The 18183-nt window shown below is 50.7% G+C and carries 19 protein-coding genes and 1 tRNA gene; 5 read left to right on the top strand and 15 right to left on the bottom strand.

Annotated elements, in window-relative coordinates; all coding sequences use genetic code 11:
• Positions 1–248: 248 nt before the first annotated feature.
• Complete coding sequence (locus F608_RS0119330; protein WP_022667327.1) at positions 249–1022, bottom strand: DeoR/GlpR family transcriptional regulator; 774 nt, start codon at positions 1020–1022, stop codon at positions 249–251.
• Positions 1023–1293: 271 nt separating this feature from the next.
• Here F608_RS0119330 and F608_RS0119315 point away from each other — a divergent pair, with 271 nt between their 5' ends.
• Entirely contained in the window at positions 1294–1593 is a 300-nt protein-coding gene (locus tag F608_RS0119315) for an AF1514 family protein (RefSeq protein WP_022667324.1), read from the top strand.
• A gap of 49 nt (positions 1594–1642) precedes the next feature.
• Here the strand turns inward: F608_RS0119315 and F608_RS0119310 are convergent, their stop codons facing one another.
• From F608_RS0119310 to F608_RS32615, 3 genes are read right to left on the bottom strand one after another with little or no spacing between them, the layout of a single operon-like run.
• Positions 1643–2293, bottom strand: coding sequence for a class I SAM-dependent methyltransferase (locus F608_RS0119310; protein WP_027362917.1), 651 nt, complete (start codon positions 2291–2293; stop codon positions 1643–1645).
• A 12-nt stretch (positions 2294–2305) separates the two neighbouring features.
• Entirely contained in the window at positions 2306–2458 is a 153-nt protein-coding gene (locus F608_RS36585; RefSeq protein ID WP_022667322.1) for a hypothetical protein, read from the bottom strand.
• Positions 2459–2494: 36 nt separating this feature from the next.
• On the bottom strand, positions 2495–3727 hold the full coding sequence (locus F608_RS32615) for a DEAD/DEAH box helicase (protein WP_022667321.1): 1233 nt from the start codon (positions 3725–3727) through the stop codon (positions 2495–2497).
• 508 nt (positions 3728–4235) lie between these two features.
• Here F608_RS32615 and F608_RS0119295 point away from each other — a divergent pair.
• On the top strand, positions 4236–4439 hold the full coding sequence (locus tag F608_RS0119295; RefSeq protein WP_022667319.1) for a cold-shock protein: 204 nt from the start codon (positions 4236–4238) through the stop codon (positions 4437–4439).
• Between the two features lie 202 nt (positions 4440–4641).
• Positions 4642–4718, top strand: a tRNA-Arg gene (locus F608_RS0119285).
• A 76-nt stretch (positions 4719–4794) separates the two neighbouring features.
• On the opposite strand, the gene F608_RS36265 is transcribed toward F608_RS0119285, so the two are convergent.
• The 5 genes from F608_RS36265 to F608_RS0119260 form a co-directional block, all read right to left on the bottom strand.
• Positions 4795–4941, bottom strand: a complete 147-nt coding sequence (locus tag F608_RS36265) for a hypothetical protein (RefSeq protein WP_022667317.1) — start codon at positions 4939–4941, stop codon at positions 4795–4797.
• A gap of 12 nt (positions 4942–4953) precedes the next feature.
• Complete coding sequence (locus tag F608_RS0119275; protein WP_022667316.1) at positions 4954–5538, bottom strand: DUF6338 family protein; 585 nt, start codon at positions 5536–5538, stop codon at positions 4954–4956.
• Between the two features lie 600 nt (positions 5539–6138).
• Positions 6139–8334, bottom strand: a complete 2196-nt coding sequence (locus F608_RS0119270) for an acetate--CoA ligase family protein (RefSeq protein ID WP_022667315.1) — start codon at positions 8332–8334, stop codon at positions 6139–6141.
• A complete protein-coding gene (locus tag F608_RS0119265) occupies positions 8331–8924 on the bottom strand; it encodes a TetR/AcrR family transcriptional regulator (RefSeq protein ID WP_027362916.1) in 594 nt (197 codons plus the stop codon). The genes F608_RS0119270 and F608_RS0119265 overlap by 4 nt, the downstream gene beginning before the upstream one ends.
• A 111-nt stretch (positions 8925–9035) precedes the next feature.
• Positions 9036–10289 carry an MFS transporter gene (locus F608_RS0119260; protein WP_022667312.1) on the bottom strand — a complete coding sequence of 418 codons (1254 nt, stop codon included), beginning with the start codon at positions 10287–10289 and terminating at the stop codon, positions 9036–9038.
• A gap of 322 nt (positions 10290–10611) precedes the next feature.
• Here F608_RS0119260 and F608_RS0119250 point away from each other — a divergent pair, with 322 nt between their 5' ends.
• Positions 10612–11532 (top strand): bifunctional helix-turn-helix transcriptional regulator/GNAT family N-acetyltransferase, encoded by a 921-nt coding sequence (locus tag F608_RS0119250; protein ID WP_022667310.1) that lies wholly within the window; start codon positions 10612–10614, stop codon positions 11530–11532.
• Positions 11533–11669: 137 nt separating this feature from the next.
• On the opposite strand, the gene F608_RS0119245 is transcribed toward F608_RS0119250, so the two are convergent.
• Both F608_RS0119245 and F608_RS32610 read right to left on the bottom strand, forming a co-directional pair.
• Positions 11670–12383 carry a FadR/GntR family transcriptional regulator gene (locus F608_RS0119245; protein WP_022667309.1) on the bottom strand — a complete coding sequence of 238 codons (714 nt, stop codon included), beginning with the start codon at positions 12381–12383 and terminating at the stop codon, positions 11670–11672.
• The gene (locus tag F608_RS32610) at positions 12380–13558 is read right to left on the bottom strand and encodes an MFS transporter (RefSeq protein WP_051148603.1); all 1179 of its coding nucleotides are present in this window, start codon (positions 13556–13558) and stop codon (positions 12380–12382) included. Before F608_RS32610 ends, F608_RS0119245 begins: the two co-directional genes overlap by 4 nt.
• An 882-nt stretch (positions 13559–14440) precedes the next feature.
• Here F608_RS32610 and F608_RS0119225 point away from each other — a divergent pair.
• On the top strand, positions 14441–15076 hold the full coding sequence (locus tag F608_RS0119225; protein WP_022667305.1) for a LysE family translocator: 636 nt from the start codon (positions 14441–14443) through the stop codon (positions 15074–15076).
• 24 nt (positions 15077–15100) lie between these two features.
• Here the strand turns inward: F608_RS0119225 and F608_RS0119220 are convergent, their stop codons facing one another.
• The 4 genes from F608_RS0119220 to F608_RS0119205 all read right to left on the bottom strand — a co-directional run bounded on the left by F608_RS0119220 (position 15101) and on the right by F608_RS0119205 (position 18178).
• The gene (locus F608_RS0119220; RefSeq protein WP_022667304.1) at positions 15101–15832 is read right to left on the bottom strand and encodes a tRNA threonylcarbamoyladenosine dehydratase; all 732 of its coding nucleotides are present in this window, start codon (positions 15830–15832) and stop codon (positions 15101–15103) included.
• Positions 15833–15841: 9 nt separating this feature from the next.
• Positions 15842–16630, bottom strand: coding sequence for a TatD family hydrolase (locus F608_RS0119215; RefSeq protein WP_022667303.1), 789 nt, complete (start codon positions 16628–16630; stop codon positions 15842–15844).
• Positions 16627–17370, bottom strand: a complete 744-nt coding sequence (mqnB, locus tag F608_RS0119210; RefSeq protein WP_022667302.1) for a futalosine hydrolase — start codon at positions 17368–17370, stop codon at positions 16627–16629. Before mqnB ends, F608_RS0119215 begins: the two co-directional genes overlap by 4 nt.
• 205 nt (positions 17371–17575) lie before the next feature.
• Positions 17576–18178 (bottom strand): indolepyruvate oxidoreductase subunit beta, encoded by a 603-nt coding sequence (locus F608_RS0119205; RefSeq protein WP_022667301.1) that lies wholly within the window; start codon positions 18176–18178, stop codon positions 17576–17578.
• Positions 18179–18183 lie beyond the last annotated feature (5 nt).

The raw sequence follows: 18183 nt of genomic DNA, 5'->3' as shown, positions 1-18183 counted from the left end.
AAAATTCACCCGACTGCAGCGTTGCTTCAGGAGTTTGCCATATTATATAATCGGGCCTCACCTACGACAAGTACGCTCCGGTTCCAAACTCCTTTGCGCCCTGCATCCGGACAGATTTTCGTCCAAAGCATAAAATCAAAAAAGCCCTTTGGCACATTGCAGTGCCAAAGGGCTTTTCCAAGAATCTAAAGTCGTAAGCCCGACTTCATCCTTTGCTCTTGACTTTCTTTGTCTGTCTTTTTGCTTCTTTAGGCAATCATCAGCTTGACATCGTGCTTCTGAATCACATCCATCAGCTCGGCCGGGGGCTGCTTGTCCGTAACAAGCGTATCGATTTCCCGGATGGAGCCCAGCTTGACCATGGCATTTCTGCCGAATTTGGAATGGTCCGTGACCAGGAATACCTTTCTGGAGTTGTCGATGATGGTCCGGGCCACATGGACCTCCTTGAAATCGAAATCAAGCAGGGTTCCGTCCAGGTCAATACCGGAAATTCCAATGATGCCGATATCCATTTTGAACTGCTGGATAAATTTAACGGCAGATTCTCCGGTGATGCCCCCGTCCCGGCTCCTAACGATTCCGCCGGCCACAATCACCTGGAAATCCTCTTTCTTGCTCATGATGGCGGCAACGTTCAGGTTGTTGGTGATGATCCTCAGTTTCCTATGGTCGTACAGGGCATTGGCCACATGTTCGGTTGTGGTTCCGATATTGATGCACAGGGAGGTTTTATCCGGGATAATGGATGCCACCTTCTGGGCAATTTTTCGTTTTTCCGCCAAAAGCAGTTCTTTTCTGTGGCGGTAGGCCACGTTTTCCGTGGAAGAGGCCGGAGCAGCCCCGCCGTGGTACCGGGAGATATGCCCTTCCTTATCCAGGAAATTGATATCCCGCCGGATGGTCTGGGGGGTGACATTGTACCGTTTTGCCATTTCCTCCACCGTGGCGAATCCGTTCTTGCTGATCAGGGAGATAATGCTCTTATGCCTGTTGTTGATGGCTTTTCTGGAGAACTGCATCTATTTTATCACCTATGCCTTATCATGGTTTGATTTGCGGGTTTTTCTGCCTCTATCCCCTCCCCTGACGCCAGGCAAAGATCCCGGGTAAAAAAACATACCATTAAAATCCCTCTCTTTAAACCCATATTTTCTTTTTATGTTCATCTTTTTCTTTTGCGACCATTTTCTCTTTTTTGAGCTTACTCACAAAATAAGCCATTGCCAACTTTCATCGGATACCTATATTTAAGAATGAAATTTAACCCCCCTGTCAAAAGGAGAACCCCAAATGGGACAGATATTAGAAACCAGCGAAAACCAGGCAGAAGAAACCCTGAATTTAAATATCGATGATCCGGAGTTTGATTTTTTGGCTGCCAAGCAGATGGCCAAGGACAAGGCCTTTGAACGATGTGACCATCCCATGATCCTGTCCTGGAAAAACGGGAAAACCGGGGAATTTTACCCGAACTACGAGTGCGGAGTGACGGACAGACCCTTCTGGATCCGATATGCAGAATCCAGGGGTGCCAATCTCATCGTCGATTTCAACGACGGGGATTTTGTGTTCATGATCCTGAAGATGTGACCGGTTCCGGTCCGATGGAATATATGGACCTGTACTTGGAAAGATGCCTTTAGCGGGAATAACTTAAAACCCAGCCCTTAAAGGGCTTTTCCAGATATTCCGTGGCAGGGGGTTTACTCCGGCTGTGGGAATATCCCAGGCCCTTCATTTTTTTGCTGAACCGGGCATGAAGGCCCCGCCCCGGATCCACGATGACCACGTCACACTGCTGCCGGGCATGGAGATCGATAAATCCGGATAAAATATCGACATGACCGCTTTCATAGAGCAGGTCACTGCCGATAATGAGATCAAAGATCCCCAGTTCATTTTCGCCGTCATCCCATCCCGCACGGACAAAGGGAATTTTTTCCCCCTTGTTGAGAATTACGTTCTTTTCCAGAAACCCCCCGACTTCGGGATGGTAGTCGGTGGCGGTGATGTCAGCCAGTCTGTGGTTCAGGACCAGACTGGCCAGCCCGATGCCGCAGCCCACCTCCAGGATCCGCTTCCCTTCGATTTCGTAGTCCAGCATGCAATGGGCCAGGACTTCTCCCGAAGGCCAGACAACGCCGAAGAACGGCCATGCCGCGGAAGATATCCCTAAATTTTCAGCCACCCCTTCTGCATCCTCATACTGGAGATGATCCCACAGGGTCCGGATATGGATATCCACATGGCCGATCTCCAGGGTCTGATATCGGATCCTCAATGGAGGCATGGCATGTCCCGTTTAATTGTCCGGTTCCGGTTCCGGGGAAGTTTCTTCTTCCCCGGAATCTTTGTTTTGTTTTTCCAGTTTGCGCTGGCGTTTCTCTTCTTTTTTCTTTTTCTTGGCCAATTCCTTCTGGCGCTTTTCAAAAGAATAATTTTTCCGGATGGCCATTGCAGCCCCTTTCTCAATTTTTATGAAGGTTTTCGACTAGGCCAATACCAGGGATTCCGACCAGGAGCATCCGCGGCTGCCTCTAACGGCCGGCATTGCCTTTTGCCGGCTCTCCTGCCGGGAGGGCTTTGCCTGCCGGGAGGGTTTTGCACCTGAATTCAGGGCTGGCAAAGATTCTTGGGCCATTTTTTTGCCCAGATTCCTTTCAATGGAAGTGATCATCTTCCGGTCTTCCGGTCCTGCAAAGGTATAGGCTTTGCCGGTCCTGTCGGCCCGGCCGGTCCGGCCGGTCCTGTGAGTATAGGTTTCTACGGTGTCGGGCAGGTCATAGTTGATGACATGGGAAATTCCCGTGACATCAATGCCCCGGGCCGCGATATCTGTCGCCACCATGATGTTGAAAACCCCGTCCCGGAATCCGTCCAGGGCTTTTTTCCTATTGTTCTGGGTAAGATTTCCCTGGAGGGAGGTTGCCTTAAACCCGGCTCTCTGCAATTGCATGCCCAGACTCTTTGCCTTGTGCTTGGTCCGGGTGAAGATCAGGGCCGTCTTGATTTCCTCTTTTTGAAGAAGATTCTTCAACAGGGCGGTCCGCTCTTCTTTTTTGACCTGGAAAAGCCCGTGGGCAATGGTGGGTGCCGGAAGGGAATCATTGATCCGGACGGTTTGGGGCCGGTGAAGAATCTTTTGGGCCAGGACCTTGATCTCAGCGGGCATGGTGGCTGAAAAAACAAGGGATTGTCTCTTTTGGGGCAGAAGTTTGATGATCCTCTTGATGTCCGGGAGAAATCCCTGATCAAACATGTGGTCTGCCTCGTCCAGAACCAGCACCTCGATGTCGCGGAGGCTGATGGCCTCGTCATTGACAAGGTCAAGGAGACGTCCGGGACAGGCAACGATAATCTCTGTGCCGGCACGGACCGCCCGGATCTGGGGAGATTTGCCCACGCCCCCGTATATGGGAACGCTCTTAATGCCGGTTCTGCCGGCCATTTTCTCAATATTTCCATGGATCTGCTCGGCCAGCTCCCGGGTTGGTGCAACGATCAGGGCCCTTGTCTTTTTCCGGGATCCCTTGAGCAGCCTCTGGAGAATGGGCAGGACAAAGGCAGCGGTTTTGCCGGTGCCTGTCTGGGCCAGGCCGAAGATATCATGTCCCGCCAGAATAGGGGAAATCGCCTCTTTCTGGATCGGGGTGGGGATTGTATAACCGCAGGCGGCAATGCCGGCGCTTATCTGGGGATGAAAATCAAATTCAGTAAAACTCATTAAAACTCCTTTTTATTATCGTGAGCAGCCGGCTTTTTCCGGCGTCACAACCTCTGGATTCTTTGGAACCCGAGAATAATTTTTTAGTGAAAATGGTATGGATAACCGATGGGTGACCGGTAGAGGGGTATTTTTAAAACAGGGTATGTTCCCGACAAAATTTTCATACTGTTCTCACCTTATAAGTAATCAGCATAAACTTCGACGGCAACGGACATTGTAAGGGAAACAACGAGGTCGGCGAGGACAACCTGGAAAAAATATTCCACCAGGGAATGTGCTCTTACTTGAATACAAGGCTGCATCATACACCATTAAAAATAAATTGCAACAAAATAAATTTATATTACCACTTGACATCTCTCATTTTTATAGTATTGTGTCGTCACTGCGCAAAGGAAGCGCAGATGTTTCCTCTTTAAGGCGTATATCCCAGGATACAAATGTGGTTTACTCCCAAAGTTAGAAGCGATTATTTTATTATTATTTATTACAGGAGAGTGCCAGCATGGCGAATGGTATTGTAAAATGGTTTAACGACGCAAAAGGTTTTGGATTTATCGAGCAGGAAGACGGCGGAAAAGATGTATTCGTCCACCACACAGGCATCAATTCCACAGGATTCAAGTCCCTTAATGAAGGAGACCGTGTTTCTTTCGACATTGAAGAGGGCCCCAAGGGGCCTTCCGCGACAAACGTAACCGTGCTTTAGTAAACCGTTTTATCCGTTTTTACATAAAGTCACCGTACGGAATTTGAAAAAGGCCCCGGACAGTCAGCTGTCCGGGGCTTTTTTTTTTGAGTTGATGGATTTTCTGGAAGTTTACTTTTATTATAGTTTGACCTGCGAAACCGGAGATTCAATTGCAGATTTCCTCGTTTTATGGTATTAAAATTCGACTTCAAACACCTGTGCGCCCGTAGCTCAGCTGGATAGAGCGCTGGACTTCGAATCCATAGGTCGGGGGTTCGAATCCCTCCGGGCGTGCCAACAACATCTTGAAATAATTAAAAATAATTGTTTTTTAGGTGGTGCAGAAATGGTGCGGCCTAAAGGAAGATCATCTTTATTCATCACTTTTTTCTGGCACTCCACTACCCCCACTAGGAGGATCACTACTGTCTGTAGTATCTTCTGTAGGTTGATATGAATCCTTATAGCACCAATCGTCTTCAAGAATAGTTATATCTTTTTCTTCCTTTTTTCCTTCCATGACACCCCCTGATCAATTAAAAAATTCAATTATTAATATTTCATCTTCAAAAAAAAGTGCGCCCCCACTTCTTGATATTTTTTTTTGAAATCCATTATTACTATCTAATTTCCATAATTCTTGTAAATAGATCTGTCGTTGATTTGGGAATGAAGAGGCTCTCGATTGTAAACCATACTTCCCCCCAATTTTACGTCCATCTTTTAAATGTATTATAACCCAATAAGCTTTTCTACGATTAAAGACATCGTCCCAAGGCATCTTTATCGGATTTAGAATAAATTTTCTAATAACTTTAAATTTAAAGATCCAAATAAAGCAAACTGGCCATATCGTGGGAGCCACAAAAAATATTAGGATGATACATAAAAAATAAAGGATCGGATGATTTATTTTAAAATCTGGTACAGTTATCAAAAATATTAACCAAAAAAATACAGCAAAATTTAAAACACTATAACCAACAGCCTCAGGGATAGAAGTTGAAAAATTACGAGACTTAGATGCGACGATGAGTTCATAGACTTTAATAGATACAAATCCGGGAATAAAAAACACAAGAAATAAAAGTATCTTGTCAGGTTCCCAAATATTCATTTCTCATTCTCTTATAAGATGATTCGAGGCTATTAATTTAAGAGTCTCGAATCATAGCAAAATTGTCAAGTTAATTTAAAAAATAGAGATAGTTAATTTTTACAATTTCAAATATTTTTTACTTTTCAGGAACCTTTCCTTTTTCAACATCAAAAGTTATAATTCTTCCTCGAATCTTAGCCATTATCTGGGCTGAATCAAAAGTATCTTCGTCTATAATCTGACAATACCGATCAAAAGCTTTATCCGTATGGTGGCCAGAAGATTTGCGAACCCTATCCTTTCCGAGTTCTTTTACGATGACAGTAGTAGTCGAATATCGAGTACCGCCATAAAGATCTAAATCATAGATGCCCAGATCAGCGCAAGCCTTTTTCTTTTTTGACTTGGTTGGGCGCCAGAAAGTAGCACCCCGTATTCAGAATCAATAAATATCCCCTTCTTTCAATCTGGTGATAGACAAACGGGTCAAGTCAAGCTGTCCTTGCTCCTTGATATTCGCCAATCATCTCGTATCCATTCATTATCCCTGTTACCTGCTGAACTAATCGTTGAAAAGACGTAAAACATGTTTTCTTTTCCCAACCCCAGACAAGCCGTTTACCCCTGGGACCGCCGCCATCCACGATACCGGCACATGCCGGCCAGGGCCTTGACCGCCCTTTCCGGGGAGGGGAAGAAGACTCCTTTATACTCCTTATTGTCAAAGCGGTAGAGGGTCCGGCTCAGTTCGTCCGTAAGGAGGCTGACCCCCAGAACAGGCTTTTGATATTTCTCGGTCAGATCCACCATATGCCGGATATATTTTTCTTCGGATCCGACCATTGCCTGGTTAAAGGCAAGGCCCTGATCTTCGGTAAAATCCGGATCCACCTTTTTGATGGAGGCCACGAAATTTTTCACCAGGATTCGCTGTCCGTGAATTCCCAGGTGGATGACGGCATCGCATCCCTCCCATCTGAGCAGCTCCTCCATGCAGGATTTGGCCTTTTCCAGGTCAGTCTCACCTACGATATCCACGGGGTTGCCGTGGCTCCAATAATCCGGCAGGATATTGCTCAGCCGTTCCACAATATCGGGGGTCAGGGCCGGAACCTCCAGGCCGTACTCTGTGCAGAGGTCCGTGGCGATGACTCCCCAGCCTCCGCCCAGGGTCATGATGGCCACCCGGTTTCCCTTTGGCAGGGGAAGGGATGAAAAAACAGCGGACAGATCCAGCAGTTCCATGGGCTGTTCCACCTGGATCAGCCCGGCCTGGCCGCAGGCCGCCTGAAAGACTTTGGCATCGGAAGCCATGGCCCCGGTATGGCTGGCAGCGGCCCTGCCTCCCATCCGGGTTCTTCCGCCCTTGAGCACCACAACCGGTTTTTTCCGGGAAACCCTTTTGGCACTTTCAAAGAAGCGTTTCCCGTCCTTGACGCTTTCGATGTACAGGACCACGATTCTTGTGAGATCATCGACTTCAAAGACCTCCATATAATCTTCTATGGTGACCATGGCCTCATTCCCGGAGCCGGAAAAGGCTCTGATACCGATGCCCTGCTGTTCGGCAAAGGCGAGAAGCTGGGTCCCCATATTGCCGGACTGACAGACCAGGGCCGTGGAGCCGGCGATGGGGTAGGCATGGGCTGCCGTGCAATAGAGATCCACATGGGGATTGCACATTCCCATGGTATTGGGGCCCATGATCATGATCCCGGCTTGCCTGGCTTTTTCCACAAGGGCCTGTTCCAACTCAGCCCCCTTTTCCCCTACTTCCCTGAATCCCGAAGTGATCAGGAGCATCCCCCTGACCTCTTTTTTTTCAAGGGCGGGAATCAGGTCCATGACCCTTTTTGCCGGGATGGTCACCACGGCAAGGTCCACAGGTCCGGGGATCTCGTCCAGGGAGGGATAGACTTTTTGACCCATGATTTCCCCTCCTTTGGGATTCACCAGAAAGATCTTCCCCTGATACTCCCGGGAAAGGGCATTGGAGGGAAGGATATGTCCCCACTTTCCCGGAGTCGCCGAGGCCCCCACAAAGGCGATGGACCTGGGGTAAAAACTGGCCCCCAGGGCTTTTAGGTCGGCCCGGGTCTCTGAAGGGGATGATTGAGGGGCAGAGTCCAGGATGATCAGACCGTCCACGGCAATGGGAATCCCGCTGGGAGTGATGATCAAAGGATTGATATCGATCTCCTTGATTTCAGGATGGGCCGTGATCAGATCTGAAATCCCCTTGAGAACGGATTTTAGCGCCCGGGTATCCACGGCTTTTTCTCCCCGGAACTCCCCGAGCAGGCGGCGGGAAGTGATCCGGGCGAACATGTCCTCCATGTCTGCATCGGAAAGGGGGGCGATTTTAAAGACGATATCCTGGATTGCTTCCGTGAAAATCCCGCCCAGGCCGAACATGATCACCGGACCGAACTGTGGATCCTTGAACATGCCGGCCACAAACTCCCTTTTCCCCTGGATCTGGGGCTGGAGTAAAAAGGCCTCGATTTTGTTCCCAATCCGGGCGCTCATCTTTTCAGCGGCCTTGACGACCTGTTCCTGATTCTGAAGCCCCAGACTGACGAGATCGGATTCTGTCTTATGGAGGAACCCCGGGACAATGCCCTTGAGCACCAGGGGCGTTTCCATGGATGCTGCGGCCTGTCCGGCTTTTTCCGGAGTTGAAACCTGAATTTCCTCCACCACTGGAATCCCGAATACCTGAAAGATTTCCTTGGCCGTTTCCTCTGTCACGGCATGGGAACCCGAGGACAATTTTTCATTAAAATAGGGTTGAATCTGATCTTTTCTCATCATGCTCCGGCCCCTTCAAATAGAATATTGGAAATTTCATCGGTAATGGTCTGGATATCCAGGTCACGGTTGAATATGATCTCTCCGAGACAGGCATGCTCAATGGCCCCGAGAATGATCTTTCTCATGGTAAAGGGATTGATGGAGGCCTTTAATTCCCCCTCTTCTATACCTTTTTCGATGATAGTTAAAAGTCCCCCGGCATAGATTTTAATATTTTGATATGCCTTGGATTTGAAAAACCGGGGGGAACTGCGGACCTCGAGAAAGAGCATCTTTGCAAATACCCGGTTGGCGGAATACTCTTCAAGGCTTTTTAAAATTATCACCCTGATTTTTTCGATGGCGCCTTTTTCTCTTTTTATTTCCCGTTCCAGGCCTGAATTGAATTCGGAAAAGAGGCCATCCAGCACCTGGTAAAGAAGATCTTTCTTATCCCTGAAGTACTTGTAGATCAGGGCTTCCGTCACCTCTGCCGTATTGGCGATTTCAGCGGTGGTAATGGAATTGAAGTCCTTTTCCATCATCAATCCGGAAAGGGCCTTCATGATCCTGATCCTCCCCGGCGGATTTGTCTTGCCTTTATGCTTCATGGCCAGCCTCTGGTTATGGTTCATCTTTGGTGAGTGATACTAACTTACCTGTTCGGGGAAGTCAAAATCTTTTACAGACAATTCCGGGTAAAGATAAAGATCTGCCGGATTTCAGGTATTGGAATCAGAAGGCGGCCGGAGAAAATAGGCCATCACCAGGGCAGATCCGGTTAATACGGCACACAGCCAGAAGGCCGTGGAAAATGTTCCGGTGAGATCTGCAAGAATCCCGGCAACGGCAGGACCGGTAATCTGTCCGGCTCCGAAAAACAAGGTGATGAAACCGAAAGCCTTTACCGCCTGCTCCGGTCCGGCATAATCCCCCACGGCTGCAGACATGATCGTCGGGATGCTCCAGACGGCCAGACCGAAGATACCGATGGATGCATACAAAAACCCCTGGGGCAGATCCGCAGCCACAAGGATATAAGAGAGGGTAAACAGGCCGTACACGATCATGATGCCCGCCCTTCTTCCCAACTTGTCGGAGAGCCCTCCGAACAGCGGGCCTGAAAAGATGGAAAGCGCACCCACCACGGCCCAGAAATTGCCTGCCGTATTCTCACCAAATCCCATTTCTTTGACCATGGCTGTGACGATGAATGTGGCATAGACCACATAGGTGGCCCCGAACAGGGAATAGATACATCCCAGATGAACCATGGTCCATCGATGACGTTCTTTTTCCTTCCCGGAATCCGGATTCAGCGGCAGAGGATCTCTCCCGGTTTCTCCCAAAGGGGCAAGTCCCTTTTCCCGGGGATCATTCCGTAGAAACAGCCCTGCCATTGCGGCGATAAAAATGGAGATGATCCCGAAGATCAGCCAGCCGGTCCGCCAGCCCTCCTTTCCCATTAAGGCATTTATCCAAGGGATGAAGATCCCTGTAAATACAATGGCGATTCCATTTCCGGACAGCATGGTTCCGGCGGCCCGGCCCCGGTTGCTTTTCAGGAACCAATGGGAGACCAGCCCCATGAGGGGGACATTGGCCAGGCCGGATCCGATTCCCGTGGCCAGGTAAAGCACCAGGATTTCCATGTATCCCGTGGCCCGGCTGATCCATACCATGGAACCGCCCACCAGGATCAGCCCCAGGAAAATGGTCTTCCTGGCGCCCATGGACCGGGCAATCATCCCTGCCAGAACCACGGAAATCATATACCCCACAAAATTACCCGTCCCGATAAGCCCCATCTGGGAATAGTTCAGGTTCAGGGAGGTTCCCATGGAGGGCAGAAGCATCCCTAAGGCAAACCGGCCCAGGCCCAGGCAGGAGAAGAGTACGGCCATGCCTGTCAGGGCGATCACCCAGGCATAATGAAATTTTGGAATGACCTCTCTCCCCCTTGTTTTTGGTTCCATTCCCTTTTCCTCCCATGGTTGACCGGAATATAGAGCGCAAAAAATCAAAGAACCGGATGAGCACTTTGGTTTTCTTCTTTCCGGATCAGTCATTATTCCAGAGAATATCTACGATTTGCAAGATCTTTTCATCCGGGACGAAAGTATATCCGGCAAATCCGGAATTTCTGGAAAGAGAATTTTCATTTTTGCAGGCGAGAAGAGTGTCTGGAGCAGACACCCTTTTTTGTTTGATTTTATCCACAGAATACTTGACAAAGTCAATTAAAATAGAGATTATGCAATGCAAACCAACGGTTAAACCTGATTTCGGGAGCAAATCATGCATCTAAACCATATTGAAAAGATCCGCGGTTTCAACCGGTTTTATACCCAGGTTCTCGGTCTGCTGGATCATAAACTTCTTAAAAGTGAGTTTTCCCTGGCCGAGGCAAGAATCCTCTTTGAACTGGCCCAGGGCAAGGATCTCGTATCCAGCGATCTGGCCAGACAACTCCGCATGGATCCGGCATACCTGAGCCGGATCTTGACGCGGTTCCAGAAAAAAGGCCTTCTCCTCAAAAAGAAATCTCCCCAAGATACCCGGAAACAGGTGCTCCATCTCACCTCTTCGGGCAGATCCGAACTTTACCGGCTCCAGGAGATGTCCAACCTTCAGATCAATTCCTCCCTTACCCACACCACCCGGGAGGACCATGACCGGCTTATCCGTGCCATGGACACCATCCAGCAGATCTTTACAGGAGAATCCCCGGAGGCACCCATGTTTACCCTCAGATCCCACCGGCCCGGGGATCTTGGGTATATCACCTATCGGCATGCTCTTTTTTACTCCCGGGCCTATGGATTTGACGCGACCTTTGATGCCTATGTGGCCGAAGGGCTGTCAGAGTTTGTGACCCGGTACAACCCTGAAAAAGAGCATCTCTGGGTGGCGGAACAGGATATGGAGACCATTGGCTCCATTGCCATTGTGGATACCGGTGAAAACGCGGCACAACTCAGGTGGTTCCTGATCGAACCTGAATCCAGGGGAAAGGGCCTCGGAAAAAAACTCCTTGGCGAAGCCGTTGAATTCTCCCGGCGGAAAAACTATGAAAAGATCATCCTCTGGACCATCAGCAACCTGGAAGTGGCCCGGCAGCTTTATCGTCGGTTCGGATTCAGGCCCTCGGAAACCCAGACCCATCAGATCTGGGGTCAGGAACTGACCGAGGAGTTGTGGGAATTGGAGCTGGCCTGAATGCCAAAGGCCACCTCTATTAATTGCCTTTTGACCCGATTTCTGCGTTAGAGGAAAATTTTAATCCTCGAAATATTCAATATATTCCTACGGTTAAAATTTTCCTGCGCCTTGAACTCAAACCAAAATTCTAATTATTAGAGATAACCTAAATCCGGATAGCTTTTGAACCTGTTGATGTGCTTGACTGCCAGGGACTTTGCCGCCTCTCCTTTATGGGTTAAAACCGCCTCCAGAAGATTGGACAGATCCTCCAGGTTTTTTTCAATTTCATATTTACCGATCCGGACGAATCTGCCGAAATACTCATTCAAATTATATATGGCCTGCAATATATGCGTATTACAGGGGTTCCCGTCGATCATGGACAATTTTAGATGAAAATCCGTATCCGCCCGTATGAACCCCGGAACATCCTTTCCGGGGCCGGCGGCACACTCTCTTATCTTCTCAATCCCCGATTTCAATTGGAGAATGTCCTTGTCATCCGCTTTTATTGCTGCATTGAGAGCCGCCTGACCCTCAAGTTCTCTTCTGAACTCCACAAGATGGTTCAAAGAGATTCTCCTGGATTGCATCAAAAGCTTTAGATGATCGGTCACCATTTGGTCCATGCCCAATGCGATAAAGATCCCTCCTGCCCTGCCCGGCCTTATCCGGATCAAGCCCTTGACTTCCAGTATCCTCAGGGCCTCCCGGACAACCGGACGGCCGGTATGAAAAATCCCGGCAAGTTCCCGTTCCGAGGGGAGCCGGTCCCCCTTCCGGCCGGAAAAAACAAGATCCTGGATCTGTTCGACCAATGCCTTGAGGCCCCGGGGCTTTTCAATATCCTTGGAAAAAGGCGTCATACCCCCTCCTTTTTGACCCGGTTTCTGAATCTGCCGGCGCCCATGAAAATAAACCATAGGAAAACAGGGATGAGCAATGAAAATGAAAAGACAAGAAAAGCATGACGGATCTCCATAAAACAATCCAGACCATTGATGATCAAGGGGCCGGAAAAATATCCAAGGCCCCAGAACAGAAAATATGCGCCCGAGACGGTTCCCCGCAGAGAATCTTCCACCATTTCCGAAAGAAAGGCAAGGGAGGAAAGGGAAAAAGCACCGAATCCCAGGCTGGAAATCCCCAGCAGGACAATACAGGGCTCTAAAAACAGGGCTCCGGAAAGGGAAACAGAGGCCAGGGTCAGTCCGAAAATCATAAACCCTTTTCTGCCGAAGATATCGGACATGCGTCCGGTTATCACCTGGGAAAAGCTGAGGCCCACGTAAAAGGCAGAGAAAAACAGATTGACATCAAAGGGGGAAAATCCTTTTTCTGAAATCAGGAACACCGGAAGCACGGTGATAAAGATACCATATCCGGCCCCGTATAATGAGACCCCGGAAAGGGTGATCAGGGGCATGCTTTGGGATAGGATCGGGATCATCTCTTTTGGGGAGAGGCAGGTTTTTTGAAACCCCCTTCCCGGTGTAAGGTTGGGGATTCCGGCCTGGATCCCCCAGGCACCCAGGAAGCATAAACCCGCATAAACCAGGAATTTCAGATCCCGGGGGATAAGGCTGCCCAGGAGGATGCCCAGAACCGGCCCAAGGGTCAGTCCAAGATGTAAAGCGGCATTGTATATCCCCATGGCCCGGCCCTTTGCCAGGGGATACCCAATGGAGAGCAGAGCGGGAGCCAGGGCCCAGACCGGGATCTCCCCCAGCCCCTGGAAAAACCGGGCCGTAAAAATTAAAAGAAGAGACTGGGATGAATAGTAGAGCACCCCGGTACAGACACATATAAGATATCCCCCGAACAGGAGGGGTTTGAAACCGATTCTATCGGCCAGGCTGCCCAGTGGAACCTGGAACAGAACATATGATACGGCAAAGGAGGAGGCCAGGAAACCGACCAGATCTCCTGAACCGGTTAATTCGATTATTTTCCGGGGAAGCTCGGCCACGATCATCCCCACACCAACCATCATCAAAAAGACAGATCCCGCCAGACAGGGAAGGATTTTATATTTCAGCATCATGATTCTCCGTTTAAGGGCTGCCTCTGATCACCCGGCTGGGTCCGGTGTGGACATCCAAAAAAATTGGGTCCCCGAATCCAAGCAGACGGTTGGATCAGATCCGGGGTTGGAATTTTTCTCTGTCCTGCACCGGAACCCGAATTCCGGTTCCCAGGGGCACCCTGAATTGTATGGGATTAAAGACAAGACCGGATGTAAAGATGAGGATCCTGCACGCAGTTTTTTTGAGCTTGCATGGAACCGGATGACAGGCCGCAGCCTGTCAGGCAGATGATTTCAAAATCTCAGGCCTGATGAAATCTCCGGTCTTTTGTCTTTGGAAGATAAGTAAAACGGCCGGTAAAGGCCTTTATCTTAGAAAGAGGGAGGAGGCGGGGATGTAGAAAAAAACGCTCTGTCAGATGACATGGAAAATCCTTTTGGCGTTGTTGATAAAAAGTAAAAAACAATTCGTCCGAAATATCCATACCATGAAGTTTATCCGGTTTTCAATACCATCCTAAAAAATACAGCGGTACATCCCCGGCAAGGGGAATTGTCTTTTCCCCTGGGTAAGCGCATGCAAATACGCAAGTGCGAAGGAGCCCCCAGGGACGGGGCCGGACACCGGCATCCTCTGAGCCGCCCAGGACAGGCCGGCGAGAATGCAGTGGAAGATCCATGCCAATGGCCGGCGGATCTGCATGTGATTGCCCTGACCTTTTCCCAGGAGTCCCTTGACAATGACCGGAAAAATTATTTTATTGGGTTGAAAAGAAAGCGAACAATGATCCATACAAGGAATGGGGAAAAGAGAAATGAATTTTCCTGTACCGAATCAAAGGGGCATGGGAGGTTTTTCATCCGATTTCAAAGGGTCCCCAAAGGAGGGTTCTGCAAATGGAAGGTTCCACCTGGTTTATCTTTTTCGGACTGGCCCTTGTGGGGGTGATCAGCCCCGGGCCGGCCGTTCTGCTGGCGGTGACAAACGGCATCCGGTACGGATTTAAGACATCGCTTTACTCATCTCTTGGAAATATCACGGGGCTTTTGATCGTATCGGGCTCAGCTGTCCTGGGACTGGGAGCGGTCCTGAAAACCTCGGCCCTGTTGTTTGCCCTCTTAAAGACATTGGGGGCATTTTATCTGATCTATCTGGGAATCCGGCAATGGTTCTCAAATGCAGATTGGCCGAACCTGGAAGACCCTGATCATCCCCCTGTTCAGGAAAGGCGGAAAACCTTTCTTCAGGGACTCTTTGTGGCCCTTTCCAATCCAAAGGCGATCCTCTTTTTCACCGCCCTGTTCCCCCAGTTCCTTGACCTGTCCAGGCCGGTTCCCCTGCAGTTTGCCATCCTGACATCCACGTTCATGGTCCTGTCATTTCTGGCCCTGGCCGTTTACGCCAAAAGCGCCCATTCCCTCAAAGCCTGGCTGACGGACGGTCGCAGAATCCCGTGGTTCAACCGGATTTCAGGAACGGTTTTTATTTCCTTTGGCCTGGGCATCCTCTTTATGAAAACTGAAAAAGCCTGACCCCTTTGGTCTGCCGGTCAGGCTTCATTTCAAAATCTTTTTGACGACCTCTCCGGCCAGGGTGAGGCCGAAGACCCCGGGCACCCAGGAAACACTGCCCAGGGGCGGGCGGGACCGGCCATGGTCGGGCAGGGCCTCTGAGAAGTCGTCCTCCTTAAAGGGCTGTTTGTTCAAAGGCTTTTCAATGGAATACACACAGGTCACCCCCTGATAAAGGCCCCTCCGGTGGAGGCGGCGGCGGACCACCCGGGCCAGGGGGCAGACGCTGGTGTCCTGGATATCCCCTGTCCGGATCATGGAAATTTCCGTTCTTCCGGCGGCTCCCATGCTGGACACCACCTCAAGTCCCATTTCCCGGGCTCCGAAGATCAGATTGACCTTTGAGTTGAGTCCGTCAATGGCATCCACGACCACGTCCAGATCCTTGGTGAGCAATTCTGTGAGACTCTCTGCATTGACAAATGCGGAAAAAATCTCCACCCGGCAGTCCGGATTGATGTCCAGCACCCGGTCCCGGGCAAGGATCGCCTTTTCCCGGCCCAGGGTGGAGTGCAGGGCCAGGAGCTGGCGGTTGATATTGGAGGCATCCACCCGGTCAAAATCCACCAGGCGCAGATAACCGACACCGGACCGGGCCAGGGCTTCCAGGGCAAAGGAGCCCACGGCTCCCAGACCGAAAACCGCCACCCGGGCCGTTTTGATCTTTTCCAGGGCTTTGGGGCCTAAAAGCTGTTCTATGCGGGCGAACTGATCCACAGGCATTCCTCAGGGCAACACGGGACTGAATATTTTCAGGCTGTTATCATAGGCAGTTTCTGCCAGTTCTTCAACGTTCATCCCCCGGATCCGGGCCGCAGCCCCGGCAATGGGAACCAGGTTGGCCGGCTCGTTGAGACGGGGAGTGCTTCCGGCAGGCTCATCCAGGCTGGGATAGATATCCGGCGCATCGGTTTCCAGAAGGATCCGGTCCTTGGATACAGCCCGGACGGCCTTGACCACCTTTTTGGCATTGGGCCGGGTCACGGAGCCTGAAAAGGAGATATAGAGGTTAAATTTTTCCAGCACCGGGATCAGATCTGCAGACCCTGAATAGGAATGGATCAGTCCCGGGGTTTTCAGGGGTCCTGATTTCTTGAGAATCTGAATCAGGGCATCCCAGGCCTTTCGGATATGGATGTTGACGGGCCGGCCAAGGGTATTGGCCAGTTCCAGGTGGAACCGGAATACCCGGATCTGTTTATCCCGGTCCGCCGCCTTGTCCATGAAATCCAGGCCGGTCTCACCGATGGCGCAGGGCTCAGGGGCTGCCTGTTCGCCCAGAACCTGTTCCCACCGGTCCGACAATGAATCCAGGAACCAGGGATGGATCCCGTAGCAGGGAAGGATGGATCCGTATTCCCGGGAAAGGCTTCGGGTTCTCTTAAAATTGCTCTCCATGGTGGCGCAGGAGACCATATACCTTACCCCGGCCTCTTCGGCCCGGGCCAGGATCCCGGGGATATCCCCCTGGATTCTTTCATCGTGGAGATGGCAGTGGGAATCGATATACTTCATGACAGGGCCGTGACCTGTTCACAGATCCGGCAGACCCGGTCCGCGGCCAGGGGGATGTTCCACTTTGATTTATCCCTCTCTCCCACGATGTTGGACCCGGCCCTGACCTCAAGAAAGGGCACCCGGTAAAGGGCGGCCGTATGGGCGGCCCCGGCCCCTTCCATGGCCTCCATCAGAGGGAAAAAACCGGCATGGATCTTTTCTGCCTCGGACTTTGTTCCGGTAAGAGCGGACACGGTAATGAACCGTCCCTTGAAAACCCGGACATTGTTCAGCCCGGATTTCAGGCCTTCATAAACTTTTTCAATCAGGGCAGGATCCACGGGATAGATGCCCTGACGGCTGGATTCAAGGTCCGGAATCAGGTCAAAGGGAAGGGGGGCGGGGATGGTATTACCGTTCTGGATTCCGGTGTGAATGTACTGCTCCCGGGCGGCCAGACCGATATCCCCCACCAGAAGGCCGGATTCAGGAAAAATCCCTGCGATTCCGGTATCCAGGATGAAATCCGGGACAGATTCCTCCAGGAAAATGCTCAGAGCGTGGACGGTGTTAAAGACCCCCGGACCTGAAATCAGGAGATGATAATCCATTTTCCCCAGACTCCCGGAGAAGAGTTTTCCCCCGGACCGGACCCTGCCCATGTACCGAGGCGCGTGCCGGTCCAGAAAAGGCGCCATTTCCGGCTCAGTGGCACAGAGGATAAGAACACGGGAATTTACCTTGGTTTGGTCTGCCATGTTTCACCTTATTCCCGGAAAAAAAGGATTGTTCTCAACCATAGCGTTCATTTGGGTTTTATGATTTGAGCGGAACCCCGTGTTTGGACGAGAACTTTCACAGATGCAGGGCCCAAGGGATTCTAGGACCGGAGCGTACCGGAGTACGTGAGGATCTTAGAATTCTGCAGCAAGGCTGCAGATGGGTGGGTTGCCGTTCAAACACCTAGGCTTCCACGGTTTCCCCGGCCCCTTCATACCCCAGCTCAAAAGCCTTGAGGTTCATCTCCAGAAATGCCGGTTTCACCCGCCTCTTAATGGCCTCCATGACGTCCTGTTTGGTAAATGGAAGAACCTCCGACCGGATCAGGGCGCCGACCAGGACGATATTTACACTCATGGGGCTGCCCGCTTCCCTGGCCAGCTTCATGGCATCAAAGGCCACCAGGCCTCCGGTTTTCTGACGGATGAGATTCTTGATCAGATCCACATCCGGATACTCCCCCTTGCCGATGGAGACAGTAAAGGGCGGCAGGGGAGCGGTATTAGTGATGACCATGGTACGGCTGCTGCACCGGTTCAGGGCCCTCAGGGTCTCGGCCGGTTCAAATCCCAGAAGAATATCAGCCTCACCGTCGGAGATGATGGAACTTTCCGCATCCCCGAAGACGATGGCGGATTCCACGACGCCACCCCGCTGGGCCATGCCGTGGATTTCACTCATCCTGACGGGAACCCCCGAGATCAAGGCTGCCTCCCCAAGCACCTTGGAAGCCAGAAGATTGCCCTGTCCGCCCACTGCTACGATGATCAGTCTGGTTGTTTCCATATTAT

Source organism: Desulfospira joergensenii DSM 10085 (assembly GCF_000420085.1).
Taxonomy (GTDB): Bacteria; Desulfobacterota; Desulfobacteria; order Desulfobacterales; family Desulfobacteraceae; genus Desulfospira; species Desulfospira joergensenii.
The sequence above is the reverse complement of the archived record's forward strand: the minus strand, read 5'-3'. Positions and strand labels throughout refer to the sequence as shown.

Bases quoted from the DNA above. Each gene is read 5' to 3' on its own strand.
- F608_RS32610 (WP_051148603.1), bottom strand. From the start codon at position 13,558: ATGCTGAAATATAAAATCCTTCCCTGTCTGGCGGGATCTGTCTTTTTG.
- F608_RS0119270 (WP_022667315.1), bottom strand. From the start codon at position 8,334: ATGATGAGAAAAGATCAGATTCAACCCTATTTTAATGAAAAATTGTCC.
- F608_RS0119330 (WP_022667327.1), bottom strand. From the start codon at position 1,022: ATGCAGTTCTCCAGAAAAGCCATCAACAACAGGCATAAGAGCATTATC.
- F608_RS0119245 (WP_022667309.1), bottom strand. From the start codon at position 12,383: ATGACGCCTTTTTCCAAGGATATTGAAAAGCCCCGGGGCCTCAAGGCA.
- F608_RS36265 (WP_022667317.1), bottom strand. From the start codon at position 4,941: ATGGAAGGAAAAAAGGAAGAAAAAGATATAACTATTCTTGAAGACGAT.
- F608_RS0119215 (WP_022667303.1), bottom strand. From the start codon at position 16,630: ATGAAGTATATCGATTCCCACTGCCATCTCCACGATGAAAGAATCCAG.
- F608_RS0119310 (WP_027362917.1), bottom strand. From the start codon at position 2,293: ATGCCTCCATTGAGGATCCGATATCAGACCCTGGAGATCGGCCATGTG.
- F608_RS0119275 (WP_022667316.1), bottom strand. From the start codon at position 5,538: ATGAATATTTGGGAACCTGACAAGATACTTTTATTTCTTGTGTTTTTT.
- F608_RS0119295 (WP_022667319.1), top strand. From the start codon at position 4,236: ATGGCGAATGGTATTGTAAAATGGTTTAACGACGCAAAAGGTTTTGGA.
- F608_RS0119250 (WP_022667310.1), top strand. From the start codon at position 10,612: ATGCATCTAAACCATATTGAAAAGATCCGCGGTTTCAACCGGTTTTAT.
- F608_RS0119205 (WP_022667301.1), bottom strand. From the start codon at position 18,178: ATGGAAACAACCAGACTGATCATCGTAGCAGTGGGCGGACAGGGCAAT.
- F608_RS0119265 (WP_027362916.1), bottom strand. From the start codon at position 8,924: ATGAAGCATAAAGGCAAGACAAATCCGCCGGGGAGGATCAGGATCATG.
- F608_RS0119225 (WP_022667305.1), top strand. From the start codon at position 14,441: ATGGAAGGTTCCACCTGGTTTATCTTTTTCGGACTGGCCCTTGTGGGG.
- F608_RS32615 (WP_022667321.1), bottom strand. From the start codon at position 3,727: ATGAGTTTTACTGAATTTGATTTTCATCCCCAGATAAGCGCCGGCATT.
- F608_RS0119260 (WP_022667312.1), bottom strand. From the start codon at position 10,289: ATGGAACCAAAAACAAGGGGGAGAGAGGTCATTCCAAAATTTCATTAT.
- mqnB (WP_022667302.1), bottom strand. From the start codon at position 17,370: ATGGCAGACCAAACCAAGGTAAATTCCCGTGTTCTTATCCTCTGTGCC.
- F608_RS36585 (WP_022667322.1), bottom strand. From the start codon at position 2,458: ATGGCCATCCGGAAAAATTATTCTTTTGAAAAGCGCCAGAAGGAATTG.
- F608_RS0119315 (WP_022667324.1), top strand. From the start codon at position 1,294: ATGGGACAGATATTAGAAACCAGCGAAAACCAGGCAGAAGAAACCCTG.